Origin of the sequence: Agreia sp. PsM10, assembly GCF_030433855.1 — a bacterium.
Lineage (GTDB): Bacteria > Actinomycetota > Actinomycetes > Actinomycetales > Microbacteriaceae > Agreia.
Genome location: NZ_JARUXC010000004.1, coordinates 36,092 through 62,876, shown reverse-complemented (window position 1 = coordinate 62,876; position 26,785 = coordinate 36,092). Strand labels below are relative to the sequence as shown.

27 protein-coding genes are annotated in these 26,785 nt (G+C 67.9%); 12 read left to right on the top strand and 15 right to left on the bottom strand.

Features of this window, described 5'->3' with window-relative positions; genetic code table 11:
- Window positions 1-8 precede the first annotated feature (8 nt).
- Window positions 9-644 (top strand): LysE family translocator, encoded by a 636-nt coding sequence (locus QCD70_RS06335; protein WP_301214305.1) that lies wholly within the window; start codon window positions 9-11, stop codon window positions 642-644.
- Window positions 645-677: 33 nt separating this feature from the next.
- Here the strand turns inward: QCD70_RS06335 and QCD70_RS06330 are convergent, their stop codons facing one another.
- A complete protein-coding gene (locus QCD70_RS06330) occupies window positions 678-842 on the bottom strand; it encodes a hypothetical protein (RefSeq protein WP_301214304.1) in 165 nt (54 codons plus the stop codon).
- A gap of 285 nt (window positions 843-1,127) precedes the next feature.
- Here QCD70_RS06330 and QCD70_RS06325 point away from each other — a divergent pair, with 285 nt between their 5' ends.
- Window positions 1,128-2,171: a trypsin-like serine peptidase gene (locus QCD70_RS06325; protein ID WP_301214303.1), complete on the top strand. Its 1,044-nt coding sequence runs from the start codon at window positions 1,128-1,130 to the stop codon at window positions 2,169-2,171.
- Between the two features lie 963 nt (window positions 2,172-3,134).
- On the opposite strand, the gene epsC is transcribed toward QCD70_RS06325, so the two are convergent.
- Both epsC and cysK read right to left on the bottom strand, forming a co-directional pair.
- Window positions 3,135-3,725 carry a serine O-acetyltransferase EpsC gene (gene epsC, locus QCD70_RS06320; protein ID WP_301214302.1) on the bottom strand — a complete coding sequence of 197 codons (591 nt, stop codon included), beginning with the start codon at window positions 3,723-3,725 and terminating at the stop codon, window positions 3,135-3,137.
- 4 nt (window positions 3,726-3,729) lie between these two features.
- Window positions 3,730-4,665, bottom strand: coding sequence for a cysteine synthase A (gene cysK / locus QCD70_RS06315; protein WP_301214301.1), 936 nt, complete (start codon window positions 4,663-4,665; stop codon window positions 3,730-3,732).
- Window positions 4,666-4,915: 250 nt separating this feature from the next.
- Here cysK and trhO point away from each other — a divergent pair, with 250 nt between their 5' ends.
- From trhO to QCD70_RS06295, 4 genes are all read left to right on the top strand, one after another.
- Window positions 4,916-5,851, top strand: coding sequence for an oxygen-dependent tRNA uridine(34) hydroxylase TrhO (gene trhO, locus QCD70_RS06310; RefSeq protein WP_301214300.1), 936 nt, complete (start codon window positions 4,916-4,918; stop codon window positions 5,849-5,851).
- A 44-nt stretch (window positions 5,852-5,895) separates the two neighbouring features.
- Entirely contained in the window at window positions 5,896-6,669 is a 774-nt protein-coding gene (locus QCD70_RS06305) for an isocitrate lyase/PEP mutase family protein (protein ID WP_301214299.1), read from the top strand.
- A 140-nt stretch (window positions 6,670-6,809) separates the two neighbouring features.
- Complete coding sequence (locus tag QCD70_RS06300) at window positions 6,810-8,354, top strand: AlkA N-terminal domain-containing protein (RefSeq protein ID WP_301214298.1); 1,545 nt, start codon at window positions 6,810-6,812, stop codon at window positions 8,352-8,354.
- Window positions 8,351-8,872, top strand: coding sequence for a methylated-DNA--[protein]-cysteine S-methyltransferase (locus QCD70_RS06295; RefSeq protein WP_301214297.1), 522 nt, complete (start codon window positions 8,351-8,353; stop codon window positions 8,870-8,872). Before QCD70_RS06300 ends, QCD70_RS06295 begins: the two co-directional genes overlap by 4 nt.
- Here the strand turns inward: QCD70_RS06295 and QCD70_RS06290 are convergent.
- The 4 genes from QCD70_RS06290 to QCD70_RS06275 all read right to left on the bottom strand — a co-directional run bounded on the left by QCD70_RS06290 (window position 8,851) and on the right by QCD70_RS06275 (window position 12,414).
- Complete coding sequence (locus QCD70_RS06290) at window positions 8,851-9,144, bottom strand: hypothetical protein (protein ID WP_301214296.1); 294 nt, start codon at window positions 9,142-9,144, stop codon at window positions 8,851-8,853. The two genes, QCD70_RS06295 and QCD70_RS06290, sit on opposite strands and share 22 nt — an antisense overlap.
- A gap of 152 nt (window positions 9,145-9,296) precedes the next feature.
- Window positions 9,297-10,217, bottom strand: coding sequence for an LPXTG cell wall anchor domain-containing protein (locus tag QCD70_RS06285; RefSeq protein ID WP_301214295.1), 921 nt, complete (start codon window positions 10,215-10,217; stop codon window positions 9,297-9,299).
- Between the two features lie 115 nt (window positions 10,218-10,332).
- A complete protein-coding gene (locus tag QCD70_RS06280) occupies window positions 10,333-10,698 on the bottom strand; it encodes a hypothetical protein (RefSeq protein ID WP_301214294.1) in 366 nt (121 codons plus the stop codon).
- Between the two features lie 45 nt (window positions 10,699-10,743).
- Window positions 10,744-12,414, bottom strand: a complete 1,671-nt coding sequence (locus QCD70_RS06275; protein WP_301214293.1) for an Ig-like domain-containing protein — start codon at window positions 12,412-12,414, stop codon at window positions 10,744-10,746.
- A gap of 204 nt (window positions 12,415-12,618) precedes the next feature.
- Here QCD70_RS06275 and QCD70_RS06270 point away from each other — a divergent pair, with 204 nt between their 5' ends.
- Window positions 12,619-15,270 carry a helix-turn-helix transcriptional regulator gene (locus QCD70_RS06270; protein WP_301214292.1) on the top strand — a complete coding sequence of 884 codons (2,652 nt, stop codon included), beginning with the start codon at window positions 12,619-12,621 and terminating at the stop codon, window positions 15,268-15,270.
- Between the two features lie 33 nt (window positions 15,271-15,303).
- Here QCD70_RS06270 and QCD70_RS06265 read toward each other — a convergent pair whose 3' ends face one another.
- Genes QCD70_RS06265 through QCD70_RS06250 form a run of 4 tightly spaced genes read right to left on the bottom strand, consistent with a single transcriptional unit; the run spans window position 15,304 to window position 18,034 of the window.
- Window positions 15,304-15,660 carry a truncated hemoglobin gene (locus QCD70_RS06265; protein ID WP_301214291.1) on the bottom strand — a complete coding sequence of 119 codons (357 nt, stop codon included), beginning with the start codon at window positions 15,658-15,660 and terminating at the stop codon, window positions 15,304-15,306.
- Window positions 15,661-15,663: 3 nt separating this feature from the next.
- Window positions 15,664-16,206: a hypothetical protein gene (locus QCD70_RS06260; RefSeq protein ID WP_301214290.1), complete on the bottom strand. Its 543-nt coding sequence runs from the start codon at window positions 16,204-16,206 to the stop codon at window positions 15,664-15,666.
- Window positions 16,203-17,084, bottom strand: a complete 882-nt coding sequence (locus tag QCD70_RS06255) for an LssY C-terminal domain-containing protein (RefSeq protein WP_301214289.1) — start codon at window positions 17,082-17,084, stop codon at window positions 16,203-16,205. Before QCD70_RS06255 ends, QCD70_RS06260 begins: the two co-directional genes overlap by 4 nt.
- A gap of 2 nt (window positions 17,085-17,086) precedes the next feature.
- The gene (locus QCD70_RS06250; protein ID WP_301214288.1) at window positions 17,087-18,034 is read right to left on the bottom strand and encodes a PfkB family carbohydrate kinase; all 948 of its coding nucleotides are present in this window, start codon (window positions 18,032-18,034) and stop codon (window positions 17,087-17,089) included.
- A 106-nt stretch (window positions 18,035-18,140) separates the two neighbouring features.
- Here QCD70_RS06250 and QCD70_RS06245 point away from each other — a divergent pair, with 106 nt between their 5' ends.
- Together QCD70_RS06245 and QCD70_RS06240 are read left to right on the top strand one after the other, a co-directional pair.
- Window positions 18,141-19,043 (top strand): ABC transporter ATP-binding protein, encoded by a 903-nt coding sequence (locus tag QCD70_RS06245; protein ID WP_301214287.1) that lies wholly within the window; start codon window positions 18,141-18,143, stop codon window positions 19,041-19,043.
- The gene (locus QCD70_RS06240) at window positions 19,040-19,843 is read left to right on the top strand and encodes an ABC transporter permease (RefSeq protein ID WP_301214286.1); all 804 of its coding nucleotides are present in this window, start codon (window positions 19,040-19,042) and stop codon (window positions 19,841-19,843) included. The genes QCD70_RS06245 and QCD70_RS06240 overlap by 4 nt, the downstream gene beginning before the upstream one ends.
- Before the next feature lie 102 nt (window positions 19,844-19,945).
- Here QCD70_RS06240 and QCD70_RS06235 read toward each other — a convergent pair whose 3' ends face one another.
- A complete protein-coding gene (locus QCD70_RS06235; protein WP_301214285.1) occupies window positions 19,946-20,152 on the bottom strand; it encodes a hypothetical protein in 207 nt (68 codons plus the stop codon).
- A 123-nt stretch (window positions 20,153-20,275) separates the two neighbouring features.
- Here QCD70_RS06235 and QCD70_RS06230 point away from each other — a divergent pair, with 123 nt between their 5' ends.
- The 3 genes from QCD70_RS06230 (at window position 20,276) to QCD70_RS06220 (ending at window position 24,991) form a co-directional block, all read left to right on the top strand.
- Window positions 20,276-20,446: a hypothetical protein gene (locus QCD70_RS06230; protein ID WP_157411989.1), complete on the top strand. Its 171-nt coding sequence runs from the start codon at window positions 20,276-20,278 to the stop codon at window positions 20,444-20,446.
- A 192-nt stretch (window positions 20,447-20,638) separates the two neighbouring features.
- Window positions 20,639-23,767 carry a hypothetical protein gene (locus QCD70_RS06225; protein ID WP_301214284.1) on the top strand — a complete coding sequence of 1,043 codons (3,129 nt, stop codon included), beginning with the start codon at window positions 20,639-20,641 and terminating at the stop codon, window positions 23,765-23,767.
- Window positions 23,768-23,923: 156 nt separating this feature from the next.
- Window positions 23,924-24,991 carry an alkene reductase gene (locus QCD70_RS06220; RefSeq protein ID WP_301214283.1) on the top strand — a complete coding sequence of 356 codons (1,068 nt, stop codon included), beginning with the start codon at window positions 23,924-23,926 and terminating at the stop codon, window positions 24,989-24,991.
- On the opposite strand, the gene QCD70_RS06215 is transcribed toward QCD70_RS06220, so the two are convergent.
- The 3 genes from QCD70_RS06215 to QCD70_RS06205 form a co-directional block, all read right to left on the bottom strand.
- Window positions 24,976-25,446: a hypothetical protein gene (locus tag QCD70_RS06215; RefSeq protein ID WP_301214282.1), complete on the bottom strand. Its 471-nt coding sequence runs from the start codon at window positions 25,444-25,446 to the stop codon at window positions 24,976-24,978. The genes QCD70_RS06220 and QCD70_RS06215 overlap by 16 nt on opposite strands.
- A 130-nt stretch (window positions 25,447-25,576) precedes the next feature.
- Window positions 25,577-26,053 carry a hypothetical protein gene (locus QCD70_RS06210; protein WP_301214281.1) on the bottom strand — a complete coding sequence of 159 codons (477 nt, stop codon included), beginning with the start codon at window positions 26,051-26,053 and terminating at the stop codon, window positions 25,577-25,579.
- Window positions 26,054-26,305: 252 nt separating this feature from the next.
- The gene (locus QCD70_RS06205; protein ID WP_301214280.1) at window positions 26,306-26,686 is read right to left on the bottom strand and encodes a hypothetical protein; all 381 of its coding nucleotides are present in this window, start codon (window positions 26,684-26,686) and stop codon (window positions 26,306-26,308) included.
- Window positions 26,687-26,785 lie beyond the last annotated feature (99 nt).

The window sequence follows — 26,785 nt, the reverse complement described above, 5'->3', positions numbered from 1 at the left end:
ATCGGCTCATGGTGCCTCTCGACAACCTCGCCGCGTTCGCGCTGGCCGCCCTCGCGCTCGCCGCGCTTCCCGGGCCGAGCGTTCTCTTCATCATCGGACGCTCCCTCTCGCTCGGCCGCGCGGCCGGCCTGCTCAGCGTGGTCGGCAACGCGAGCGGCATGGCCCTGCAGGTGGCCGCGGTCGCCGCCGGCATCGGCGCGCTCGTGGCCTCGAGCATCGTGGCCTTCACGATCATCAAGTTCGCGGGGGCCGCGTACCTCGTCTACCTGGGCGTTCAGGCGATCCGGCACCGCAACGACGTGTCGGATGTCGCCTCCCGCCCCACGCCGCGCACGCTGCGGCGGGTCTACGGCGAGGCCGTGATCGTGGGTGTCTCGAACCCCAAGTCGATCGTGTTCTTCGTCGCGATCCTTCCCCAGTTCGTCGATCGGGGTGCGGGTTCGCTGCCGCTGCAGTTGGCCGAGCTGGGCCTGGTCTTCCTCGTCTTCGCCATGACCTTCGACAGCATCTACGCGCTCACCGCGGGCCAGGCTCGAACCTGGTTCGCCACCAACCCCCGTCGCATGTCGAGGCTCGGCGCGACCGGCGGAGTTCTGATGATCGGACTCGGCGGCGGACTCGCCCTCACCGGCAACAAGAGCTAGCGGGTCTCGATAGGGGCAGGGAACGGCTCGGCGTCAGATGTAGATCGCCGGGTCGGTGTAGAACGCCTCGGCCGTCGGCTCCGCGGCGTGCGCGCGCCTCCTCGCGACGGCCGGGATGCCCGTGATCACCGAGTAGGCGGGCGCGTCGTTGACCACCACGGCCTGCGCGCCCACCACGGAGTGCGCGCCGATCACCACGTCGCCGAGCAGTTTTGATCTCGTCCATGGTCAGTGAGTCCGGATCCACGCCGGAAGACCAAACTCCCCAGCGCCCAATCGTCAGGACCAGCTGGCAGCAGTCGGCCGCATCCATACTTAGTGGCTAAACCTCATGATGGTATTTGGTACACCAAGTACCAAAGCATCCTCGACACGAGCGACCTCAACGCTCATTCTTGTATCACCCCCGAGTGGGGGGCGTTCGGTCAACAGGGGTCGGATGGCCAAACGTCTGTGGCTCGCATGGCCAGACAAGGGAGAGCTATGAAGAAAAAGCGCGTATTGACTGCAGCCGCATTGCCCGCAATTCTCGGATCGTTGCTTTTTGCGACCCCCGTTACGGCGTCCTCACTTGATACTGAACGACTATCGGCTCCGTCAAGATCCGTGCCGCCTGATGAGGTAGTAGCAGTTTCCAATACCGGAGAAACGATGACGGCGGAAAATGCACGCGGGGTTTCCGCTGCTAGTCAAGAATCGGCAGAACAAAATCTAGAGGGGACGGGACAGGTCGAAGACCTCGGTGTAGAGGGAACCGATTGGTGGGCAGACGAACCGCATCTTGACGAGATCGCAGCACTCTACGAAGACAGAGCAACCTCATCCGGGACGCCCGCCGCACGGACCGTTATAGGGTCCGACAATCGGGTGCTGTTGTCAGGAAACGGAGCCAAAAAACTTGCATGGATCGAGACGTACAACTACGACGGAGGCCTTTTCGGAACCTGTTCAGGAGCCTTACTCCCGAATAATTACGTCCTGACTGCAGCTCACTGCCTCTACAGCTATACGTATGGGGAGTGGTTCCCGTCTTTCTCCGCCTGGATTGGCTACACAAATACGAACACTGGGAACCCGGTCAGGTGCGGCGTCACGCAGACATGGGCTGGCGCAAATTATCTAGATTCGGGAGACCCGAGCGCCGACTGGGGGCTGATGAAGTTGACCTGCAATGCCAGCGCCGTCAATGGTGCGCGCCTCGTCGGGAACGATCTCTACACATTTCAACCGGGGAATGACATTTACGTTGAAGGATATCCTGGCGACAAGCCTGAAGGCACCGCTTGGGGCGCCCCGGGCACAATTTTCCTCGTTGACCCAATCGAACCGCGGTTTGCTCACACCGCCGATACATACGCTGGACAAAGTGGCGCACCCGTCTTGTACTACAGCTCGGACCATATGCTTCAAAATGAAGTCATTGGAATTCATACTTTGGGCACAGATAACACACGATTTCCTGGAAGCAACGCCGGAGTGAAAGTGACGAGCGCGCTACAAGAAACAATCGAAGGAATTATCTACTAGCGATGGGTGAGCAACGACACCAAGGCGCCGTATTGAGCGGTCGCATAGTCACTCACGAGGGCACCCCCGGTCCGATTTGTCTCATACGTGCAACGGTGGCGGGATATGGGTTCCCCGAGATGGCAGTTTATTCAGATAGACAAGGAAGGTTCTCCTGGCCTTTCTTGGTGCCGAGCGGCGTCGTGCACATCACTGCTATCGGGCGAGACGATCGTTCGTTTCGAGCCGAGGGCAATGCGAACGTGCTTAGTTCATTTGAAACACTTTCCCTCGAGGTAAATGAACTTTAACCTCACGCCGCGCTGACACGATCGCGTCAATCCCTCGGAGCAGTTTCTGAGCAACCTGAGAACAGCACCACGGGGCACGTTTTCTGCGACAACTCTCAGTCGATGACGACGATTAATGTGCCATATGTCTCATTAGGTCCATCTGGCTGCACTCGACATTCTGATCGGTAGATGATCTCGGCACGATGGGCCGGGGCGAGTCGAGCAGATCTGGTGCGCTTGATGCCTCTCGGGGATCTCGGTGCCCTGTCCAGCACTGGTCGTAGGCACAGAGGATCTCGGGCACCTCGGCCACCCTCCCGAATAGGTCATCACTAATCGGTTCGCCACATATCCAGCACCCCATGATGCGGAACCCGGTCGCGCTGGCGTGCGCGGCCGAATTAATCTTCGAGCCCACCCGACGACTGAATCGCTTGCAAGCAATCCAGCGCCAAGGTTCGTACGCAAACGTCGCAGAGCACCTCTGCATCTTCCATACATGAGTAATAGTCCTTCTCCCAGTGCTCGGGGAAGAACTCAGAGAAAATATCTGGGCCACCCTCGGGGGTTTCGAGATTCGAGCGTGCGCATCGACGGGCTCCGATGAAAGCCTTATCGGGTCGCGTCACAGCGGGGCGCTGGCTGTCGCGTTCTTCGCGGCGTGCGCCTCAGCTAGACGCGCGGCTCGGCGTCAGATGTAGATCGCCGGGTCGGTGTAGAACGCCTCGGCCGTCGGCTCCGCGGCGTGCGCGCGCCTCCTCGCGACGGCCGGGATGCCCGTGATCACCGAGTAGGCGGGCGCGTCGTTGACCACCACGGCCTGCGCGCCCACCACGGAGTGCGCCCCGATCACCACGTCGCCGAGCAGCACGGCGCCCGCTCCGACGGTCACGTCGTTGCCGAGGGTCGGATGCCGCTTCTCGCGCGCCGTGCTGCGCCCGCCGAGCGTGACCCCGTGATACAGCATCACGTCGTCGCCGATCTCGGCCGTCTCTCCGATGACCACGCCCATGCCGTGGTCGATGAAGAAGCGGCGCCCGATGCGCGCGCCGGGGTGGATCTCGACACCGGTCAGAAATCGCACGTACTGAGAGACGAGCCGTGCGGGCAGACGCAGACCGCGCATCCAGAGCCTGTGGGCGAGGCGATAGCCCCACACCGCATGAAGCCCGGAGTAGCTCAGCAGCACCTCGAGTCTCGAGCGAGACGCGGGATCACGCCTGCGGGCGGTCGCGATGTCCTCCCGGGCGCGCGCGAAAGCCCCGGACGCGCCCCTCGGCACGCGGTCAGTCCTGCAGGTCTTCGTACAGAACCGTCGACAGGTAGCGCTCACCGTAGCTGGCGACGACGACCACGATGGTCTTGCCCGCGTTCTCGGGGCGGCCGGCGAGCTCGAGGGCGGCGGTGACGGTCGCGCCCGACGAGATGCCGGCGAGGATTCCCTCTTCTGCGGCCAGGCGGCGGGCCATCGAGACCGACTGCGTGATGTTCACGTCGATGACCTCGTCGTAGACCTCGCGGTCGAGGATCTCGGGCACGAAGTTGGCGCCGATTCCCTGGATCTTGTGCGGGCCGGGGGCTCCCCCGTTGAGGATCGGCGACTCGGCCGGCTCGACGGCTACGACCTGCAGCCCGGGCTTCTGCTCCTTGAGGTAGTTGCCGGCGCCCGTGATGGTTCCACCGGTCCCGATGCCGGCGACGAAGATGTCGACGGCGCCGTCGGTGGCGTTCCAGATCTCAGGGCCCGTGGTGGCGCGATGGATGGCCGGGTTGGCCGCGTTGGCGAATTGCTTGGCCAGCACGGCACCGGGGGTGTTGGCGACGATCTCGGCCGCCTTCTCGACGGCCCCGCGCATGCCCTCCGGGCCGGGGGTGAGCACGAGCTCGGCGCCATAGGCGCGGAGCAGGGTCCGGCGCTCCTTCGACATGGACTCGGGCATGGTGAGGATCACCTTGTAGCGTCGGGCGGCGCCGACCATGGCGAGCGCGATGCCGGTGTTGCCCGAGGTGCCCTCGACGATGGTTCCGCCAGGCGGCAGCTCGCCCGATGCCTCGGCCGCATCGACGATCGCAACGCCGAGACGGTCTTTGACGCTCGCCGACGGGTTGTAGAACTCGAGCTTGGCGAGCACGGTGGCCCCGAGCCCCTCGGTGACGCGGTTGAGGCGAACCAGCGGAGTGTTTCCGAAGACCTCGGTGATGTCGTTGTAGATGCTGGGCATGGCGAATCCTTAATCTGAACGAGGGAGCTCGTCGACGAGCAAAGGGGCTGCCTCTCAAGCCTAGGGAGTCCCCCGCCGCATCCAGCGATTGTTACGACAACTGACAGCTTTATTACTCCTGTCGGGACGCGTTCTGCACGACTGTGCCCCAATGCCTCCATTTGTGCGACGCGGCCGGCGCAGAATGAAGGCATTCGGGCACAAAACTCTCGAAGAGCCATCGAGATCCGCAGCCGCGTAAAATCGGCGGGTGGCAGTCTCGAAGGTCGTCCTCTATTACGCGTTCACCCCGCTCGCCGACCCCGACGCCATTCGACTGTGGCAGCGCGACCTCTGCGAGTCGCTCGGGCTGCGCGGGCGCATCCTCATCTCGAAGCACGGCATCAATGGAACCGTCGGCGGCGAGCTCGACGCCGTGAAGAAGTACCTGCGCAAAACGCGGGACTACCCGGCATTCAAGCAGCTCGACGTCAAATGGAGCGAAGGATCGGGCCTCGATTCCTCACAGAGTTATCCACAGGCTCCGCACGGGGTCAGTCTCGACTTTCCGCGGCTCGTGGTGAAGGTGCGCGACGAGATCGTGAGTTTCGGCGCTCCCGATGAACTGCGCGTCGACGAGGCCGGCGTCCTCGGCGGCGGAACCAGGCTCACCCCCGCCCAACTGCACGAACTCGTGGCCGAGAAGGGCGACGACGTCGTGTTCTTCGACGGCCGCAACTCCTTCGAGGCCGAGATCGGCAGATTCGCGGGGGCGGTGGTGCCCGATGTGTCGAACACCCGCGAATTCGCGGCCGTTCTCGACTCTGGCGTCTACGACCATCTCAAGGGAAAGCCAGTAGTTACCTACTGCACAGGCGGAATCCGGTGCGAAGTACTGTCGAGTCTCATGACATCGCGGGGCTTCGGCGAGGTCTACCAGCTCGACGGCGGAATCGTGCGCTACGGCGAGACCTTCGGCGACTCCGGCCTGTGGGACGGGTCGCTCTACGTCTTCGACAACCGCGTCTCGATCGACTTCACACCCGACGCCGCCGTGATCGGCCAGTGCCACCGCTGCGGCGCATCCACGAACCGCATGCAGAACTGCCACGAGGTGTCGTGTCGCACCCAGCTCGTGGTCTGCGCCGACTGCGCGGCGGCCGCAGCGCCGGAATGCCCCGAGCACGTCGGCATGATAGCGGGATAGTTTCCACAGAGTTATCCACAGGGTTTTCGTCCTAGGCTCGCGGCATGAACACCAAAGACAAGGCTCATCAGCTTCTTCACCTCCACGAGCAGCGCGCGATCCTCCAGGTCGTCAACGTCTGGGACGTGGCGAGCGCCCGGGTGGTCGCCGACCTCCCCGGCGCCACCGCCCTGGCCACGGCCAGCCACAGCATCGCCGCGACCTTCGGGTACGACGACGGCGAGAACATCCCGCTCGAGCTGATGCTCGACATGGTCGGCCGCATCGCGGCCTCGACCGACCTGCCGGTCTCGGCAGACCTCGAGGCCGGATACGGCGACCCGGGCGAGACCGTTCGCCGGGCCATCGGCGTGGGAATCGTGGGCGCGAACCTCGAAGACCAGATGAAGCCGCTCATCGAGTCGGTGGAGAACGTCGCCGAGGTGACCCGGGCCGCAGAGAAGGAGGAGGTGGGCTTCGTTCTCAATGCCCGCACCGACGCGTTCGTCAAGGCCGGGGATCGCCCGCTCGACGACGTGATCGCCGACGCCATCGAGCGCGGCCGCGCCTACCTCGACGCGGGTGCCGCCTGCATCTTCGTTCCCGGCCTGCTCGACGAGCAGACGGTCATCCGCCTGGTCGAGGGCATCGGCGAGCACCGCGTGAGCGTCATCAACGTGCCCGGCTCGCTGACCCCCGCCCGACTCGAGCAGCTGGGCGTGGCGCGCATCTCGTACGGACCGTGGACCCAGCGCGTCGCGCTCACCGCACTGCAGGCATCCGCCCGCGAGCTGCTTGCCGGCGGCCACCTGCCCGAGGGAACGCAGCCGCTGAACTGACAGACGCATCCGCGCCCGCCAGGCGCATCCGCCGTCAGTCGAGTGGCAGCGGATGCGCCGAACGGGCGCGGATAGGGAGCGTCCACCGCCGTGTCCGATTTCCGCTAGCGAGCGCCTCGGCCATGCGGCAGGGTTGAGGCATGGACTTCGGAGAGCGGTATCGCGTGATCGAGTCGCGAGACGCGCGATTCGACGGCCGCTTCGTGACCGCCGTGCGCACCACCGGCATCTACTGCCGGCCGAGCTGCCCCGCCCGCACGCCGAAACAGTCGAACGTCACCTTCTACGCCACGAGCGCGGCCGCCCACCTCGCGGGCTATCGGGCGTGCAAGCGCTGCCTGCCGGAGGCGACGCCCGGCAGCCCCGAATGGAATCTGCGTGAGGACATCGCAGCCCGGGCCATGCGCCTCATCGCCGACGGAGTGGTGGAGCGCGACGGCGTCGCCGGACTCTCGCGGCGCATCGGGTACTCCACGCGACAGCTCAACCGCATCCTCGTGGCCGAGCTCGGCGCCGGGCCCATCGCGCTCGCCCGTGCCCACCGGGCGCAGAACGCCCGCGCGTTGATCACGGGCACGACGATGCCGATGGCCGACGTGGCATTCGCATCGGGCTTCTCCAGCATCCGCCAATTCAACGACACCGTGAACGAGGTGTTCGATCTCACCCCGTCGGCCCTGCGCTCCCGGTCGCATCAGGTCTCGGCGCCGGGAACGGCCGACGCCGCCGGAACGATCCACCTCGCCCTCCCCTACCGCGAACCGCTCGACGTCGAGGGCCTCTTCGGCTGGTTCGCCCCGCGTGCGGTTCCGACGATGGAGTCCGTCGGCGCGCGCCGTTACGCCCGCACGGTGCGGCTCCCGCGGGGCTCTGCACACGTCGACCTCAGCGCGCCCGACCGGGCCCCCGGGCGCCCTCGCATAGACGCCGTCGTGCGCTTCGAGAACCTCGCAGACCTGCCCGCCCTCCTCGGTCGCGTTCGGCGACTGCTCGACCTCGACGCGGATCCGCAGGCTGTGGATGCGACGCTCTCGCACGACGGACGTCTCGCGGCGCAGGTCGCGCGAGTGCCCGGCATCCGGGTGCCCGGCGCTCTCGATGCCGGCGAGATGCTCATGCGCGCGCTGATCGGCCAGCAGATCACGGTCGCGGCCGCACGCACGCAGTTGTCGAGGCTTGTGGATGCGCTCGGCGAGCCGCTGCCGCTCTCGATCGCGCATGCTCGCGACGACAGCGGCCCGGACGCGGCCCGCCTCTTCCCCACCCCGGCCGCGATCGCCGAGCACGCGCACGAGGTCCTCCGCGGACCCGCAGCCCGAACCGACACCGTGCGACGGGTCGCAGCGGCACTCGCCGACGGGTCGCTCGCGATCGACCTCTCCGACACCCGCGACGACGCGACGGCCAGACTCACCGCGATCCGCGGCATCGGGCCGTGGACGGCGGACTATGTGGCGATGCGCGTGCTCGGACACCCCGATGTGTTCGTGCGTCGCGATGTCGCGATCAGATCGGGTGCGCGCGCGCTCGGCTTCGCGCAATCCGACGCCGCGCTCGTCGCCGAATCCGCCGCCTTCGCGCCGTGGCGCAGCTACCTGAGCATGCACCTCTGGCGTGCGGCAGCCGGCACTCCGGCGTCCGCCCCGACCCCTGTTCCCGCCCCTACTCCTGAGGAGACCCCATGACCACGACAGCCATCATCGACACCATCGACACCCCCGATGGACCGTTCATGATCCTCGAAGACGACGAGGGTCGGGTGCTCTCATCGGGCTGGACGGACTCGGCCGAGGCGCTGCTCGCACGCCTCGCTCCGAAGAACCGGCCGGATGCGCGGACCGGGCGATCCCGCAACGGTCACGCGGTCGACGCCTTCTACTCGGGCGACGTGCGGGCGATCGACGCCGTCGCCGTGCGGCAATTCGGAACGCCGCTGCAGACCGTCTCGTGGACGGAGCTCCGCCGTATCGCTCCCGGCGCGCCCATCACCTACACCGAGCTCGCTGCCCGCTCCGGCAACGCCCGGGCCGTGCGGGCCGCGGCGAGCGCCTGCGCCCGCAACGCGCCCGCGCTCTTCGTTCCCTGCCACCGCGTGGTCAACACGGCCGGCGGTCTCGCCGGATTCGCCTGGGGCATCCCCGTGAAGCGCGCCCTCCTCGCCCGGGAGGCCGCGGCGGTCTCTCAGGACTCGACGTCGGCGTAGTCGAAGAGCTCGAACTGGTCGGCGAGGTCGAACGACGAGAACGTCTGCCCCAGGTCGGTGATGCCGTCGTCGTCGATCTCGAAGATCTCGAAGCGAACGGGAATCGCCGGAGTGACCAGGACCGAGAACCGGCGGCCATCCACCGATTCGATGTCGACGAAGCCGGCCCCAGCACGCGCCGCCTCGAGGATGCGTCCCTTGACGTCGTCGAGATCCTCGCCGCCGGCGACCACGAAAGTCTGCCCGTCTATTCGGGCCTGAACGATCTGCATGGGACTTCCCTCGGTGGAACGTGCGGCGGCCGGGCCTTCCAGGGCCTGGTGCGGCGCATCCCGGGTCCGGGGGAGACGACGTGGAGATGGACTGTTGTGTCATGGACACTACGCCTCCACCCGGATGTCCGGTAGGGACTTGACTGTCTGCGCTAAGCCGATCGCGAGCGTCGACGAGCGAGGGCCAGCACGGCCCCGGCCACGAGCAGCGTCAGCGCTCCGCCGGTGAGCAGGCCTGCGTCGGAGGTGCCGGTCTCGGCCAGCTGCGGTGCGGCGGGAACAACGGCAGCCGGGGTCGGGGTCGGCGTCGGGGCCACGCAGGTTCCCACCTCGAAGGTGCCGGAGACGAAATCGACCGCATCACCCCCGAATCGCACGACGTGCTCGGTGTAGATGCCGAGCTGGATGTCGCCACTCAACGTGAAGTCGCCGGTCGCGGTTCCCGTGACATCGGCCTGCAACTGAGCGCTGTCGCCGAACTGCTCACCATCGGGCCCGGTGACGTAGTCGCCGACCGATTCGAACTGGTCGAGGCCCGTGACCACGATGGAGTACCCGTCTGTCTGGATCTGCTCGACGGTGTTGCAGCCGGGAGTGATGGTGATGCCTGGGTCGCCTGGCACGAACGGGTCGATCACGAGGTTCGCGTAGACGTACGTCGTGTCCGAGAACTCGCAGCTCGTGCCCTCGCAGAGTTCGTAGCTCACCCGCACGGCGGGCGTGAGGCCGGATGCCGGCAGCTGCGGCAGCGCGTCGGGAACCCAGCCGGTCACCGCGACGGTTCCGCCCGACTCGACAGGAGTGTCGAGCGGGGTGCTGTTCCACGCCGTGAAGACGGGGCCGTCGAGAGTTCCCACGTCGACCTGGGCGACGCCTCCGTCGGCCACGCCGAAGCCGGTTCCCGTGAGCGAGATTCCGGCGCCCCAGTCGTTCTCGGTGAAGTGGATGCTGTCGTTCGCCAGCACGATGGATTCGCCGGCGGCGTTGGCCGGCGCGGCTATCAGGATGCCGGTGGCGGCGATCGCCGTTGCGGCGGCGATCGCGGCGGCACGGGTGATGAGTGTCTTGGACATGGTTCTCCTGGGTCTCGGTGAGAGGTGATCGGGCTTCCCCTCGCCCGATGCTCGTGAGCCTATGGGCGGGCTCGCAGCGCGGGCAGAGGGGAATCCTCGAATTGAGTAATGGGCGTCAGAAGCTGAGTAGCTCGAGGCGGTCGGCGTCGGTCGCGCGTCGAGAGCGCGGATGCTCCCGCAGGGTGGCGTCGAACCGCAGGCGCCTGTCGCGGTCGTGGGCACGAGCGCTCAGCCGCGTGTCGTGCCGATCGAAGCGCACCCTGTGCGACCTCGCGTCGAACAGCACGCCGACCGCCTGTCCGACGTCGGGTGGCCAGAAGTCGACCGCGATGATGGGCGGCTTCGCGATGGCGCGGAACGGCTCGAGGCCGTCGGCCCGCACTTCCACGATGTAGCGGTAGGTGATCGATCCGTCGGTCACGGATGCGACGTCACGGGCGAGCACGATGCCCTCGGCTCTCTGCCAATGCTTTCCGAACATGTCTGTCATCTCCTGTCGTGTGGGGTGGGCCGTCGCGGCGCGGTCTCAGGAACGGCCCGCGCGGCGCCTGACGGCCAGCACGAGTCCGACGGCGCCCAGCAGAAGCAGCCCCAGGCCTCCGGCCAACGGAGCCGTGGTTCCGAAGCCCGTCGAGGCAAGGCCGGTGTCGTCGTTCTCGTCGCGGGTCGACGTCGCGGATCCGGTCGCGATCGTGGTCGGCGCGGGATCCTCGGGAGACGGCGGCGATGGCAGCGACGGACCGGTGCCGCCGCCGACGATCGGCACGACGGTGCCGGGGTCGGTCGTCGGCGGCTCCTCCACCGGAACGAACGGGGCCACCTCGAACGAGGCGAATCCCAACGTTGTCAGACCCGCCTCGTCGGTGATCGTGTAGGAGAAGTAGTCGTCGCCCCAGGTGCCGGGTTTGGGAGTGTAGGCGAAGCTCCCGTCGGCGGCGACGTCGACCGACACCCCGATCTGCGTCGTCGTGGTTTCGGGCAGCAGGGTCACGTAGCCCCCGTCGGGGTCGCTGTCGTTCAGCAGCAGGCCGTGCGCGGCATCGACGACGAGGGTGTGTCCGTCGGCGATCACATAGTGGTCCTCACCGGCCACCGGGGGCAGATTCGGACCCCCGGGAACTGTCCCCGTGCCGGTGACGCCGATCTGAACGGACGCCCAGCTGGCTCCGCCGAAGGTGTCGTAGGCGATGTAGGAGAACCAGTCGGTCCCCGTGAAGCCCATCGGCGGCGTGTAGCCGAACGAACCGTCGGCGTCGATCCACACCGAACCGCCCTCGTTGGTCGGCATCCCGATCTTGGCCTGCGTGGTGATGACATCGCCGTCGTCATCGATGTCGTTGGCAAGAACGCCCAGGTGCGATGGGATGACCAGCGTCTCGTTCTTGGGCGTCGTGTAGTAGTCGTCGGCAGGGCTCACCCAGTGGTTCTCGGTGGGGTCGACCTGTTCCTGCACGGTGACGTAGATGGTTCCCTCTGTTCCGCCGTGGCCGGCGTCCTGCGTGAAGTAGGTGATGGTGTCGGTGCCTGTGAAACCGGCGGCCGCCGTGAAGCCGAACTCCCCGTTCGGGCCGATGTAGCCGGTGTTGCCGAGCCAGGTGGTGAAGCTGCCCTGCTGCGCGACGAACGGATCGTCCTCGGGGTCGCTGTCATTGCCCAGGATGCCCGGCGCCCCGATGGCGAGCGTCGCTCCGGGCGCGATGACGTAGTAGTCGTCCTGCGTCACGACGGGCAGGTTCTCCGCCACCAGCGACAGGGCAGCCGCGGGTGCCTGCTCGTCTGCCGAGGCAGGGTCGTTCTCTGCGACCGGCGGCACGACGGGCTCACCGGCCGGCTCGTCGATCGCCTCGTCGATCAGCTCGGTGGCCGGTTCCGCCGGCCCCTCGTCGACGACCTCGTCAGCGGGGTCAGCGATGTCTACGGGCTCGGCGATGCCTGCGGGCTCGGCGGGCTTGGCGGGCTCAGCAGCCTCGACCGGCGCCCCAGCCTCGACCGGGTCCGTGACCTCGGCGGGCTCCGCCGCCTCGACGAGGTCGCCCCCGGGCTCGCCGGATGCGACGGCGACGGCGGCCGCGTCGGACGGGGTCTCGAGATCGTCGGCATGGGCGACGAGCGCACCGGGAACGAGGAGAGCGAGCGTCGCGGCCAGCGCGACGACGGCGAGCGACGGGGGACGCAGCCGAGAGCGGGAGGTGGACATGTCGAGAACTGCTTTCTACGAGAGGGAGTGTGGAGTCGTGATTGCGACTCGACCGACTCTGCCGACCCGGCGCTCCTGCGGCATGGGTACCGATTACTCAGCTCGTGATCGAGCCCGCCCTGCCGCGGGTAAGTAGCAGCGCTGCGCCGGTCTATTCCCGTCGTGGACGGCAAGCCCTACACTGTGTTCGAACGGAGCCGTCGTGTGGTCGACGGACGTCACTGTGCGGGGTTCGGGGGAAAGATGGAGGGACTGCAGCTGCGGGGTCGCGACGCGCTCGTCGACTCCGTCGTCGCCGCCCTGGCCGCCACCGAGCTCCGGGCCGTCACGGTGCACGGTCCATCCGGTGTGGGCAAGACCAGCCTCGCCGCAGAGATCGCCAGAGCGCTCGACGGCCAGGCCTGGTCCACGGTGAGGCTCGCGGCCCGCTCCAGCCTGTCGAGCCTCCCGCTCGGCGGCCTGGCGCCGCTGTTCGCGGGCCAGAACGCCAACTTCCTCGCCGTATCGGGCGACCCGATCGCCCTTCTCAACTTCGCGACGGCACGCCTACGCTCGCTCACGGGGTCCGGCCGCATCCTGCTGGTGATCGACGACATCTCGTCGATGGACGCGTTGTCGGTCTCGGTGGTGAGCCAGCTGGTCGATTCGGGCGTCGCCAAACTGCTGGCGACGGTCGGCGAGGGCGCGCCGGTTCCGGATGCGCTGCTGCAGATGTGGAGCCAGGACACGGCGCGTCGGGTCGATCTCGCACCCCTGTCGGCCGACGACTGCGGCACGATCATCTCCGACCTCGTCGGCGGACCGGTGGCCCGCCGCTCCGTCGAATCGTTGGCCCGTGCCGCCGGCGGCAACCCGCTCGTTCTGCGAGAGCTGACGCGCGGGGCGGTCGCCGCCTCGTCGCTCGTCGTCGTCGGGGGCGTCTGGCAACTGCTCGGCGAAGCCGTGGGCACCGATGCCCTCCAGCAGCTGATCGGGCAACGCCTCGCGGGGCTGACCGCGGTGCAGCGCGATGTGGTCGAGAGGCTCGCGGTGTGCGTCGTTCTTCCCGTTAGCGAGCTCACCATGCCCGGCGCCCGCGACGCGCTGCGCGGGCTCGAGGCCGACGGCCTGATCGTCGTGCGCGACGAGCGAGGCGTTCTGGTGGCGGCTCTCGCCCTGCCGCAGTACGAGCTGCTCACGAAGGCATCGTTGTCTCTGCTGCGCGTCGAAGACATCCTGCTCGAGCAGGCCGACATCGCCGAACTCGCCTCGCACGGCCCCGAAGACGCCCTGCGGGTCGCCGTCTGGCGACTCGGCGCCGGGCATCCGTCGGAGCCCGAGCTGCTGGCCGACGGCGCGCGCCTCGCCCAGCTCACGCATGACCATGCGCAGGCGGCGACGCTGTCGCGCGCAGCGATCGCCGCCGGATACGCGGGGGCGGCGCCCTATCTCATCCTTGCCGACGCGCAGAGGCGCATGGGCCAGGCGGAGCAGGCGTTCAGCACCGCCGAGCGGGCCGCCGTGGTCGACGCGGAGACCCCGACGAACGAGCTGTTGACCGCCCAGATCGTCATGACGCGCGCGCTGATCCGCCACGACCGGCCCGGGGGAACCGACGAGGCCATGAGTCTGCTGCAGCAGGCCGAGTCGCAGCTTCCGGCCTTCGCCGACATGCTGGCGCTCCGCCGGGCGATGATCCTCTTCACCATCGAACGCGCGGGCGACGCGCTCGCCATCGTGGAGCCGCATCTCGGCGTGCCCGCACACGACCCGGCCCAGCGGGTGCAGCTCGCGATGGCTGCGGCCATGCCGCTCGCAGCCGTCGGCCGCCTCACCGATTCGCAGCGCGAGGTCGATGCGATCCTCGCCGCCATCCCGTCGGGTCTCGACCGCGCCTTCGCGCTGTTCACGGCGGCATCCGCCACCATCGTGGCCGGCTCGGGAACCCTCGCCCACGAGTACGCGATCGGGGCGCTGTACGAGTCGATCCAGCACGACGACGAGATCTCGACCCGCTACGCCGAGCTCCTGCTCGGGCACGCCCTGCTCGAGCTGGGGCAGATCGACTCCGCCATCCGCTGGATCAGCGACGCGGTCGGCGGCGCCGAGGCGCTCGGCCCGCGCAATCTGCTGCGCGTGAGCCGGGGCAGCCTGGCCGTGGCCCTGGTGTACGCCGGCCGCCTCGACGAGGCCGACTCGATACTCCGCACTCTGGTCGACAGCAGCTCCGAGGGCAATCTGCACGCACAGGTCGCGCGGGGTCTCATCCTCGCGGCCCGCGGCGACGAGAAGGCGGCGATCCGCTCGCTCAGCCGCCTGGCCGACCACTACGAATCGAGCGGCACCCTCTATCTCGCCTCGGCCGTTCTGCACCACGTCGCGCGCATCGGCGGGGCGGATGCCGCGGCGCCACGACTCGAGGCGTTGGCCGCGCGGGGTGACAGCACGCTGTTCCACACGCGAGCGCGCTACGCCCGCGCCCTGGCCCGCAACTCGTCGGATGCCCTCGCCGAGGCGGCGGAGGAGTGGCTCCGCCTCGGGGCCGAGCTCTTCGCCGCCGAGGCGTTCGCCCAGGCCGGCGCCGCCGCCCGCTCCGCCGGCAACAATCAGGCCTCGCTCGCCCTGTTCCACCGCTCCACAGCCCTGGCCACGAACTGCGTCGGGGCGCACACGCCGGTGCTGCAGCGCGCTCAGGTCGAAGACGTGCTCACCAAACGCGAGCGCGAGATCGTCGAACTCGCGTCAGAGGGGCTCACAAGTCAGGAGATCGCCACCGCGCTCTTCCTGTCTGCCCGAACGGTCGACAACCACCTGCAGTCGAGCTACGGCAAGCTCGGCATCTCCGGTCGACGGGAGCTGCGCAAGCAGGGGGCGTAGGGCCCACTACCCAGGCCGGAGGCGACGCAGACCTCAGGCGCCCACGATGGCGCCGCGGAAGGAGGCGGCGGAGTCCGTGAGGCGCGAGGCCGCCTCCGCGTCGACTCCCGCATCGGAGAGCGACTCGGCCAGGATGGCGATCAGCGCGTCGAATGCGGCGTCGGTGATGCCGAGGCCCGCGTGCGCGACGTTCAGCGAGCGGCCGGTGAAGACATCCGGGCCATCGAGCACCGTGGCGAGAAAAGCCGCCTGGTGGGCGCGAAGCCTGTCGAGGTCGTACCCCTCGAACAGCGGCGCGAGCAGCGGGTCACGCAGCACCCGTTTGTAGAAGACGGCCACCACCACCCGGAGTGTCTCGTGGCCGCCGATCTGCTCGTACATCGTGTTCATGAGTCAAGAATCTCCCGGGGAGGGCGCGGCCGCGTGAGTAGCGACTACCTGTTTTGCCGCTCGTTTCGCCGTTCGTCGACGCAGCGTTCGTCTGGCGCGTCGGGCGTCGCTGCGCGTGTTGGAGTTGCCGGTCGTGAAGTCGCGCGCATCCGAATCGGAGAGGGCGACCAGAACGAGGATGTCGAGCGAGAGGCCCACGAGGCCTCCGTTCTCGAGCGTGAACGACGTGCCGTCTGCGAAGAAGTCGACGGCCGAGCCCAGCACGAGCACGGTGGCCAGGATCATCGCCACGAACCGGGCGCGGTTGCTCCCCCTGAAGATCAGTGCCGCGACCGACAGGTCGATGACCACGGCCACGCCGAAGAAGATCATCAGAGCCACGAGCAGGGCTCCCGACAGGGCGGCCATGTCGGCGCTGGTGCCCGCGTCGAGCGAGATGTCGACCTGCTTCCAGTCGAGGGCGATGTTCACGGCCGTGACCACGGTCGTCACCGTGCGCAGCAGGATCATCAGCACGCCGAGATAGATCGAGATGGGCCGCTTCACGACGCGGCCCCCGCCGGCGTGACGGGCAGCGCCCGCAGGTCGATCTGCGGAAGGTCGCCATCCGTCGCGATGGCGTCGCCCCCGCCGTTCACGGCGTGGTACCCGGTCGAGAAATTGCGGATGACGGTCACGACCGCGGCAGGGTTGGCCGCCGTGACGGTCGACACGATGTGGTCGCGTTCCACGTCGGTGTCGGCGTCGATCTTGTGCGTGACCTGCAGGGTGAACAGAGACAGGCCCACACTGCGGTCGTAGGTGCCGGCCGCCAGCCACTGCGTCGGGATTCCACCTGGCAGCAGCCAGCCCTCCGGTGCCCGCCAGAAGCGCACGTGGTGCCGCTGCGCAGGATTGCCCGCGACCTCCTGCTGGTAGGTGAAGTCCTGGATGTTGCCGAACAGGTAGAGCGGGCTCACCGGCGCATCCGAGTAGCTGCGGCGCATGATCGTCGACATCACGATGCGCCAGCCGGAGGTCAGGCTCACCTCGTCGGCGCGCGTCCAGCCGGCCGCCTCCATCGCGGCGTGCACCTGCTCGGCGCTGCCGAACAGCGACAGGTTCACGGGGTCGCCGAGCAGGCCCTCGCGGGTGCGGGCCCGGCCGATGAAGTAGTCGGGCACGTAGATCACGGTGAGCAGGGTGTGGATGCGCGGCAGCAGCAGGTAGGCCAGCACGGCCCAGAAGATCACGATGAACCAGAGGTTCTGCCAGCCGCGGGTGAACGACTCGGTCACGAGCAGGTAGCCGAGCCATCCGGTCGCCACGGTGCCGAACACGAAGAAGGCACGGTCGACCAGGCGCACGACGCCGATGCGCTGGCGCACGGCATCCGGATGCGCGTCGGGCTCGTCGGCCTCGAGCTCGTCGAGCGGCGTCGACACGGCTACACCGGGAGCGTTGCAGACGGAGGCAGCTGCAGCAGCGCGCCTTTCGTGCGGCAGGTCGCGGCCGCCACGGCCATGGCGCGCTCGAGAACCGCCTGCCACTCGTCGACGGTCTCGGGCAGCCCGCCCTGAGCGCGCGCCTCGACGAGACTGGCCGCGACGCTCGCCAGGGTGGAGTCGCCTGCGCCCATCGTGTCGACCACCGGCTCCGACATCAGCGTGATGGGCTGGTGCACCAGGATTCCCGACGCGGTGGCGATGGATGCGCCGTCGCGCCCCGCCGTCGACAGCACCGTCTGCGAGCCGGTCGCCATGAGCCCCTCTGTGAGCATCGGAAGCGACGCGTTGTAGAGCAGCGCCGCGTCTTCGTCGCCGACCTTCACGAGCAGGGCCGTCGACGCGACGCGCTCGAAATTGGCCACGAAGTCGTGGGCGGAGTGCAGCATGCCCTCTCGCGGATTGGGGTCGATCAGCAGCCGGGTCTGCGGATCCGAGACGGCGCTGAAGAGCAGCTCGACCTGCTCGGCCGAGTCGAAGCGCAGGCAGCTCACGACCACGAACGGCGCCGCATCGATCGCGAGGCGCACCCGGCCGTCGAACTCGATGAAGCGCTCGACCGATGCCTCGTTGAAGCTGTAGCGGGGCTCCCCGTCTGTTCGGTCCGAGATGGCGCGGGCCGTGCCGCGTGGGCTCGGCGTGGCGATGAGTTCGACGCCGTACTCGCTCAGGAAGGTACGGATCTTCTCGCCGTCGGAGTCGTCTCCGACCATCGCCACGAGCGTTGTCGCGACGCCCAGACGGGCCAGTCCGACGGCCACGTTCAGGGCCGCGCCGCCGACGAAATCCTCGGAGCCCTCGGGCGTGCGGAACTCGTCTATGAGAGCGTCGCCGATCACCACAACGGAACCCGTCGCATCCACCATCGCGTGCACCTTCTCGTTCGACAAGCCTCTGGATGCACACTCTATTACCGGTGACTTCTCACGCGCACCCGAATAGGGTGGTGTCGATGCCTCGACTATTCGATCCACGCCCGCGCGCAGAAGTCCGACTATGACCACGGGCGTGACGATCGAGTTCACCAGCCTCACGAAGACCTTCGGGCAGGTGCAGGCGGTCTCCGATCTGTCGTTCACGGTCGAGCCGGGGCAGGTCACCGGTTTCCTCGGCCCGAACGGCGCGGGCAAGACCACGACCCTGCGCATGCTGCTGGGTCTCGTGCGGCCGACGTCGGGCTCTGCGACCTTCGGCGGAACCGCGTACCGCGACCTGCCGTCGCCCCTGGCCACCGTCGGTTCCGCACTCGAGGCGGCCAGCTTCCATCCCGGGCGCAGCGCCGCGAATCACCTGCGCACCTACGCCCAGGCCGCGGGAATCGACCGCGAGCGCGTGCAGCTCGTTCTGCACAGGGTAGGCCTCGGCGCCTACGGCGATCGCCGCGTCGGCGGCTACTCGCTCGGCATGCGTCAGCGACTCGGGCTCGCGTTCGCGCTGCTCGGCGACCCCCGCGTTCTCGTACTCGACGAGCCCATCAACGGCCTCGATCCAGAGGGCATCAAGTGGATCCGCCTGCTCCTTCGCGAACTCGCCGACGAGGGGCGCACCGTGCTCATCTCGTCGCACCTGCTCAGCGAGGTGCAGCAGAGCGTCGACGAGGTCGTCATCGTGTCGCACGGCAAGCTCATCCACCGGGGTTCGCTCGCCAGCCTCGATCAGAGCGAGCAGAAGCAGGTCATCGTGGATGCGACGGATCGCCAGGTCCTGGCCGCGGCACTCGAGGCGGCCGGCTACACCGTGAGCCCGCTGCGCGGCGGCGTTCTCGTGGCCGACGCGGAGGCCGCCGAGGTGGGGCGCATCGCCTTCGCCGCAGGCATCGCCGTGACGGCCCTGTCGCAGAAGCGGGTGGGTCTCGAAGAGAGCTTCCTGCACCTCGTCGGAGAGGAGGGCGCGCTGTGAGCAGTTTCGGCGGAGCCCTCAGCTCGGAGGTCACCAAGATCACGTCCACTCGCCTGTGGTGGATCCTCGCCATCATCATGGTCGCCTACATCGCCGTGTGCGCGGGCGGACTCGCGGCGCTGTTCGGCTCGCTCGGAACTCCCACGAGCACACCCCTGGCCAACGACGCGCTCGTGCGGCTCGTCTACAGCTTCGGGCCGTCGCTCGGCTATGTGTTCGCCGTTCTGCTCGGGGCGCTGGCCACCACGAACGAGTTCCGGCACCAGACGCTCACACCGACCTTCCTCGCCACCCCGCGTCGGGGCAGGGTTCTCGTCGCCAAGCTGCTTGCTCTCACCGGCGCCGGCGCTCTCTACGGCGTGCTCGCGCTCGTCGCGTCGGTCGGAGCGGGCGGAGCCGTGCTGGCGATCTTCGGCATCGATCCGCTGCTCGCCGATCCGGCGACCTGGCAGCTGATCGGCCGCTCGATCATCGCCATGGCACTCTGGTCCACCATCGGCGTCGCCCTCGGCGTGCTCGTGCCCAGCCAGGTCGCCGCCATCGTGATCGTGCTGGCGTTCACCCAGTTCGTCGAGCCGCTTCTGCGCCTGGCCTCGGGCATCACCGACTGGACCGCTCAGGTCGGCCGCTTCCTTCCCGGCGCCGCAAGCGACGCGCTCGTGGGGCAGAGCGCATACCAGCTGGCCGGGGCCGATCCTCTGATGCTCGAGTGGTGGCAAGGAGGCCTCGTGCTTCTCGGCATCGCCGTTCTGGTGAGCGTGCTCGGCTGGTTCACGAGCTGGCGCCGCGACGTCACCTGACCGACTCTCGGCGTCGTCGAGTGTCGAGCGCGGTACTTCGCGCCCTGCGCGGTGGTTTCACCGGCGCGCTCGACGCGAACTCCCGCGTTCGCTGGCGTGCGATCAGAATCGACGCCTGGCGCGGTGCAGGATGTCGCTGCGATCGCCGATCACGCTGGTGTCGGGCTCCGACTCCCCGAGCGTCTCGCTCTCGCCCAGTTCTCTCGCGAGGCGACGACGCCGCGAAACGCGGATCGACGCGAGCACCACGATCGCGATCACGACTACCGCGACGAGTCCGATGAGAATCCATGTGAGCGGGTCATACATGTCTGGTCTCCTTCTCCGAGTCGGCCGATCGATGCATCCAGCCTTGCACACTCGCAGTTCGGCCCTCTTGCGAGGTTCGGGGCGGCGCGCGCAGGATGGAAGCACCGACGAGAGGAGCTCACCGTGAGCAGCACGACTGATCCCCTGTTCGAGCCCGACCCCGATGACGAGCGGGAGGTCGACCTCGAGGTCGACGAGCTCGACGTGCCGACGACCATCGATCCGGACGAGCGTGTCGAGGTCGACGACGACGAAGACCCCGAGGTGCTCGAGGGCGACGGCCCCCGTCTCTGACCTCGGGGGCGCTCCCTGATCGAGCCTCTCGTTAACTTCGTGTTTCGATCTGATTTCACGCGCTTTTTGCTGTGAATCTGCCGGATAGTGTGTGGTCGACCCACCGGCGGGCCGATTGCTCGCTCCGCACCGGGGGAACTGCGCATCGGAGCGTGAGGAGGGTCACCCGACCCCTCTCACCTCAGGAGCAGCTTGTCCATCTCAGCGCGCCCGTGGAGAGCCGTGGCCATAGCCACGGCGTTCTTCATCGCAGCAACACCCGCCTTCGCCAGCGTTCCCGCATTCGCGGCCGGAGTGACGCAGGACGTCGCCCCTGTCGCCATCAGCGGTGACGACTGGACCATCACCGAGGTTCCCGGCGGCTACGAGGTCACCAAGACCCTCGCCGAGCCCATCGAGATCCGCAGCGACTACCCGACCCTCTGGGCCGACGGCGTCGAACTCGGCATGGCCACCACCTCGCTCGACGGCCTGACCCTCACGGTCACGACCGCCGACGACAGCGTGCTGGCGGCCACCTCGGTCAGTCAGGGCTGGTCCGGATCGGGCGACCCCGCCGCCGACGACTCGGCCGCAGACCGCTCGGGCGCCGCATCCCGCCAGGTCAACAGCCTGGTCGCCCCGACGGTCGCACCCGTGCTCGATGCCGACCCCACGGCATCCGGACCCTACGCCGTGGAGCGCGACGACTACAACCTCGGCGACGAGGCCGTCGACCTGCGCGACTTCAACCGCAAGGGCGAGATCCGCGCGGCCGTGTTCATGCCTGTCGGCGCCACGGGCGAGCGCCCCGTCGTCATCTTCCTGCACGGTCGGCACACCTCGTGCGCCGGCGCGATTCCGCAGGGGGCGGTCGCCCGCGCCTGGCCGTGCTACCCCGCCGACCCGGCAACGGGCTACGCCGGCCAGGTCGACGTCGAGAGCTACCTCGGCTACAACGACGCCGCCACCATGCTGGCCTCCCAGGGTTATGCCGTGATCTCGATCTCGGCCAACGCCATCAACGCGCTCGACGGCTCGCTCGCCGACGACACCGGCGCGGCCGCCCGCGCCCAGCTCGTGATGGACCACCTGTCGCTGCTGCGCCAGGCCAACGCCGGAACCGCGGTGGGTCTCAGCGCGTCGCTGACCGGGAAGCTCGACCTCGACAACGTGGGTCTCATGGGCCACTCGCGCGGAGGCGAGGGCGTGATGCGCGCCGCGCTGCTGAACGCCGAGCAGGGCGAGCCGTTCGGCATCACGAGCGTCCTTCCGCTCGCGCCGACCGACTACACGCGCATGACGGTTCCCGGCGTCACGACCGCCGTCGTTCTGCCCTACTGCGACGGCGACGTCGAAGACCAGATGGGCCAGAAGTACATCGACGACTCACGCCACGCCTACGACGACGACGTGCTCCGCTCCTCTGTTCTGATCATGGGAACGAACCACAACTACTTCAACACGGCGTGGACGCCGGGCAAGTACCCCGTCGCCACCAGCGACGACTGGTCGGCCATGGACCGCAACCAGACCGATCCCACGTGTGGGGCGAGCGCCCCGACGCGGCTGAACGCCGACGAGCAGTACGCGGCCGGAAACGCCTACATCGCCGGATTCTTCCGCCTCACCCTCGGCGACGAGCAGCAGTTCCTGCCGATGTTCGACGGATCCGACGCGAAGCCCACCTCGGCCGGTCGTGCCGACGTCCGCGTCTCGGCGACCCTTCCCGCATCCAACCGCGTCGACATCACGAACTTCGACACGACCGACACCACGGTTCAGGTCGTCGGAGCGGGAACCTACGCGACCTGCGAGAGCATGAGCCCGCTCGAGGTGCCGGCCACGCTGCCCTACTGCGTGACGAAACTCGGATTCGCGCAGGCCCCGGACTACGGCTTCCTGAGTGCGCCGTACGGAAACGGTCGGGCCACATCCGTGCCGTCGACGCCGTCGATGCACTTCACCTACACGGCGCCGGCATCGAACACCGCCGCCGCGGGTGAGCTGCGGGTCGTCGTTCCGACTGACGCTGCGGACTTCTCGACGCACGAGAGCCTGTCGTTCCGCGTCTCGCCCGACGACTCCGTTCCGGTGGCGGGAAGCACCGAGCTCACGGTGACGATCGTCGACGGATCCGGCGGATCCGCATCGGTCACCGCCTCGCAGTTCGGCGACGCGCTCACCGTGCTGCCGGGGTCGACCGACCCGCTGCGCAAGGTGCTGCTGCAGCAGATCGCGATCCCCGTGGAGTCGTTCGTGGGCGCAGACCTCGCCGACATCCGCCAGGTGCGCTTCACGGCGCCCCGGGAGACCGGCGGCGTTCTGCTCTCCGACCTCACGCTGCAGGATGCGGCCACGGTCGGCACGCCCGAGCTGTCGACCCGACCCGTCGCATCCATCCCCGACGTGAAGGTGGAAGAGGGTGCGGGTGTCGGCTCGGTCGACCTGCCCGTCGTTCTGTCCCGCGCCGCAGAGGAGGCCTCGTCGGTCTACGTCTCCGCGATCGGAGTGCGCGCCGCCAACCAGGTGCTGCCGACCATGCAGAAGGTCGACTTCGCGCCCGGCGAGCAGTGCAAGGTCGTCAGCGTTCCCGTGCAGGGCGATTCGGCCGCCAGCCGCAGCGCCACGACCTCGTTCATCACGAACGTGACGAACACGCAGCAGGGCGTCACGATCGGCGACTCGTTCGGCAAGATCATCGTTCGTGAGGACGATGGCGTGGTCACCTCGGCGGGCCTCCCCGCCGACTCGGTGCCGCCCGTCGGAACGCAGGGCGACGCGTGCGCCGAGGCCCTCTCGGGCACCGGAACGCTCACGGTCACGCCGGCCTCCGCGGTTCCCGGCACCCCGGTCGTCGTCACCGGAGCGGGCTTCCGCGCCGGCGAAGCGGTCGACTTCGTGTTCCACTCCGAGCCGGTCGCCCTCGGCCAGCTCGTGAGCGCCGACGGAACGGTCACGTTCGAGACGGTGGTTCCCGCGAATGCCGAGTTCGGCGCCCACGAGTACACCGCCACGGGCTACGGCTCGGCGCGTACGCTCGCCGCCGCCTTCGAGGTGCTCGATCCGGATGCTCCGGTCACCCCGACCGATCCGGGCACCGACCCCGGGACGCCCGGTACAGACCCCGGAACTCCGGGCACCGGTTCGGGCTCGGGCTCGGGCGACGGCGGCACCTCGGTGCCGGCGGGCTCCGGCTCGACCCGGGATGCGACATCCGGCGACCTGGCGGCCACCGGCCTGCAGGTGACCGGCTGGGCGCTGGCCGCGTCTGTGCTGCTGGCCGGAGGCATCCTGTTCGTGATGTATCGGCGCAGGGCGCAGGCGTTGACGCGCGACTAGCGTCGACCGCCGCTGACTGAGGGGCCCGTGTTTGCACATCCGTGCGAACACGGGCCCCCTTTCTGGTCATGCGGAATGAATTCGTCACACAGACGTGTTTGCCAGAGAGGCGCTCTAGCCTCGGATTCACACGTTCTCGACCGAAAGAAGCATCTCGTGCAGCTCTTCTCCCCCGTCTCGCTCGGCTCGCTCGACCTCGACAACCGCGTCGTCATGGCACCGCTCACGCGCCTGCGTGCCGAGGAGCACGGCGTTCCCGGCGAGCTCATCGCCCTGCACTACGCGCAGCGCGCCACAGCCGGACTGCTGATCACCGAGGGAACGTTCACGTCGGCCGGCGCCCAGGCCTACCCCGGCCAGCCGGGCATCGAGACCGAGGAGCAGGCAGAGGGCTGGGGTCGCGTCGCCGCCGCCGTGCACGATGAAGACGGCCTGATCGTGATGCAGCTGATGCACGCGGGCCGGGTCACGCATCCGCTCATCAACAGCGGGCTCACGATCTACGCGCCCAGCGCGACCGCCATCGAGGGCGAGGTGCGCACCCCCGACGGCGCGTTCCCCTACCCCGTGCCCACCGCCGCCACCCCGGACGAGCTGCAGCGCATCATCGAGGAGCACGTGGCCGCGGCCCGCCGTGCCGTCGAGGCCGGGCTCGACGGCGTCGAGGTGCACTCCGCCAACGGGTACCTGCTGCACCAGTTCCTGTCGCCCACGAGCAACACCCGAACGGATGCGTACGGCGGCTCCCCCGAGAATCGCGCCCGTTTCGGCGCCCAGGTCATCGCCGCCGTCGCCCGCGAGATCGGAGCCGACCGGGTGGGCGTGCGCATCTCACCCGAGCGCAACATCCAGGACGTCTTCGAGAAGGACGCCGAGGAGACCCGCCTCACCTACGAGGCGCTCGTCGACGCGATCGCGCCGCTCGGCCTCGCGTACCTGAGCATCCTGCACCCTTCTCCTGCGTCGTCGCTGGTGCAGGACCTGCGCGGACGCTTCGGCGGCTCGGTTATTCTGAACAACGGATTCACGACTCCGACCACCCGCGAGGAGGCCCGCGGCCTGGTGAACGACGGACTCGCCGACGCGGTCGTCGTGGGCCGCGCGCTGCTAGCGAACCCCGACCTGGTGCGCCGCTGGCGTGACGAGGCGGAGCTCAACGAGCCCGACGCGAAGACGTTCTACGGAGCCGGACCGGTCGGGTACACGGACTACCCGACGCTGTAGGGCGCGGCAGTTGTGTGGGCGGCGTGGCGTTGTTCTTCAACAGGATGAACTGCGCCGCCGTCGGCGTTTCGTCGTGGAATCCACGGCGGGTCCTCAATCCACCCTGTAATACGATTCACCAGGTTGGGCGGCCCTCCGGGAACGCGAGCTGGCCGTCCGAGAAGAGTCGACACCGCCCATGCTCCGAGCGTGACCGCGGTGCCGCCGATCGCGTTGAACGCGAGAATGTAGCCATAGAAGCCTCGCCACTCGTCGGCCTCAGATCCGAGCACGAGGGACCATCCTGGCGAGTAGATGCAAATTGCTACGGCCACGCCGCAAATGAGACCCACCCGAAGCGATGCGATGTAGATCCACTTCTGCCGGAGAACGTCCGGGCTCGCGACAAGCAGGATGAGCCAGACGAGGGCGTCCATGGATGGCACAGTGAAAATGAGTGCGAAGACGGCGATCATCGGGACGCTTCTGTCCCACATGAGGAATTCGTGATTCGTCCGCCGTCGGTCTCGCCCCTGCGCTGATGCAACGTCGTACCCCACCCGGTCACGACTCCCTTGACCCGATGCGGCATACTGACGGATGCGCTCACGAGTCCAGACCACCATCGGGCACAGGTGCGTTTCCGTTCGGAGCCCCATCGAACTGTTTCCCTTCGTTGCGTCGCCACACGTAGACGATGGCGCTCGCGACCGATCCGAGAACGAAGGCCGACACCAGCGTGATCCACGCCGGAAAGAGTCCTTGGGTCAGACCCCACATCACAGCAAGGGAGATCGCCGTGTAGGCGACGAACGCGCCGAGGCCCGCGCGCACCGTCTCTGAAACCCACCCGCAGCGAGAAGTCCTATTCATGGCAGCGGTGGCTCCCAGAGCTGCGACCATTCCCGCGAACAACGACGGGAGGAACAACAAGTAGGCAAAGCCGAGATAAAGATTGATGTAGGTCGCACCGCTGTCGTAGGCCGTGCCGATCATGGCCCAGATCAGCAAGCCGGCACCGCTCGCTGCGGTCATGAAGGAGATCAACGCCACACGCAGCCGACGTGGAGGGGACTCGGTCATGCTGCGACCGTCACCGCTAACAGCAGGAGGTGCGGACCATGCCAGAACGGCGTCAGCGAACCAGACGTTGAGAGCATTGAGGTGACCCCTGCCGATCATTTCCCCCAACATCTCGACGATAGTGCACGCGGTGAGGCGGCAAAGAGCTCAATCCCGCGTCGACTGCAGCACTCTTAAGGTGTCGACGAGGTCGTCGACGCCGCGAGTACCAAGCGGGTAGGTTCCCCAGCCGTGACGGCTGCCGATCACCAGCTAAAGTTCGTAGCTCCGCGACGCCCGCTCCCCGATGACGTTCAGCGCCGCGACGGTGCCGCCGCGAATGGCGACGGAGCCTCGAGCGATACCTACGACTTCTGCCCACGGCACTGTCAGATGGGGCGAGCCGCCATCCCGAGGCGAGAGCAGGCGAAGACCTGCCCCATCTGCGACGATCGAGAAGTACATTGGAAGCGGTTCACCGAGAACACGCCGGGGAGCCGAGGCGCCGAGGAAGTCCACAACCTCTTCTGTCGACGGATGTCGGTGGGCGACGAGCACACACGCCTCAGCATCATCATTTCTCAGCTGCCGCTTCTGCTTCACCGTCGGATTGACGATCACTCGAAGGAAGGAGGCCGGGGCGTCGTCGCCCAAGCTCACTCGCCACTCCGATCTCAATACGCTCGATGAAGTCCCACCCGATCTGAACTCGAGCCTTCCCCGCGTTCCAGAATTCGATGCCGGACCCATCTG

Excerpts from the sequence above, each read along its gene's own strand:
- QCD70_RS06335 (WP_301214305.1), top strand. The coding sequence starts at position 9 with ATGGTGCCTCTCGACAACCTCGCCGCGTTCGCGCTGGCCGCCCTCGCG.
- QCD70_RS06325 (WP_301214303.1), top strand. The coding sequence starts at position 1,128 with ATGAAGAAAAAGCGCGTATTGACTGCAGCCGCATTGCCCGCAATTCTC.
- cysK (WP_301214301.1), bottom strand. The coding sequence starts at position 4,665 with ATGCCCAGCATCTACAACGACATCACCGAGGTCTTCGGAAACACTCCG.
- QCD70_RS06305 (WP_301214299.1), top strand. The coding sequence starts at position 5,896 with ATGAACACCAAAGACAAGGCTCATCAGCTTCTTCACCTCCACGAGCAG.
- QCD70_RS06300 (WP_301214298.1), top strand. The coding sequence starts at position 6,810 with ATGGACTTCGGAGAGCGGTATCGCGTGATCGAGTCGCGAGACGCGCGA.
- QCD70_RS06295 (WP_301214297.1), top strand. The coding sequence starts at position 8,351 with ATGACCACGACAGCCATCATCGACACCATCGACACCCCCGATGGACCG.
- QCD70_RS06290 (WP_301214296.1), bottom strand. The coding sequence starts at position 9,144 with ATGCAGATCGTTCAGGCCCGAATAGACGGGCAGACTTTCGTGGTCGCC.
- QCD70_RS06285 (WP_301214295.1), bottom strand. The coding sequence starts at position 10,217 with ATGTCCAAGACACTCATCACCCGTGCCGCCGCGATCGCCGCCGCAACG.
- QCD70_RS06280 (WP_301214294.1), bottom strand. The coding sequence starts at position 10,698 with ATGTTCGGAAAGCATTGGCAGAGAGCCGAGGGCATCGTGCTCGCCCGT.
- QCD70_RS06275 (WP_301214293.1), bottom strand. The coding sequence starts at position 12,414 with ATGTCCACCTCCCGCTCTCGGCTGCGTCCCCCGTCGCTCGCCGTCGTC.
- QCD70_RS06265 (WP_301214291.1), bottom strand. The coding sequence starts at position 15,660 with ATGAACACGATGTACGAGCAGATCGGCGGCCACGAGACACTCCGGGTG.
- QCD70_RS06245 (WP_301214287.1), top strand. The coding sequence starts at position 18,141 with ATGACCACGGGCGTGACGATCGAGTTCACCAGCCTCACGAAGACCTTC.
- QCD70_RS06235 (WP_301214285.1), bottom strand. The coding sequence starts at position 20,152 with ATGTATGACCCGCTCACATGGATTCTCATCGGACTCGTCGCGGTAGTC.
- QCD70_RS06215 (WP_301214282.1), bottom strand. The coding sequence starts at position 25,446 with ATGATCGCCGTCTTCGCACTCATTTTCACTGTGCCATCCATGGACGCC.
- QCD70_RS06210 (WP_301214281.1), bottom strand. The coding sequence starts at position 26,053 with ATGACCGAGTCCCCTCCACGTCGGCTGCGTGTGGCGTTGATCTCCTTC.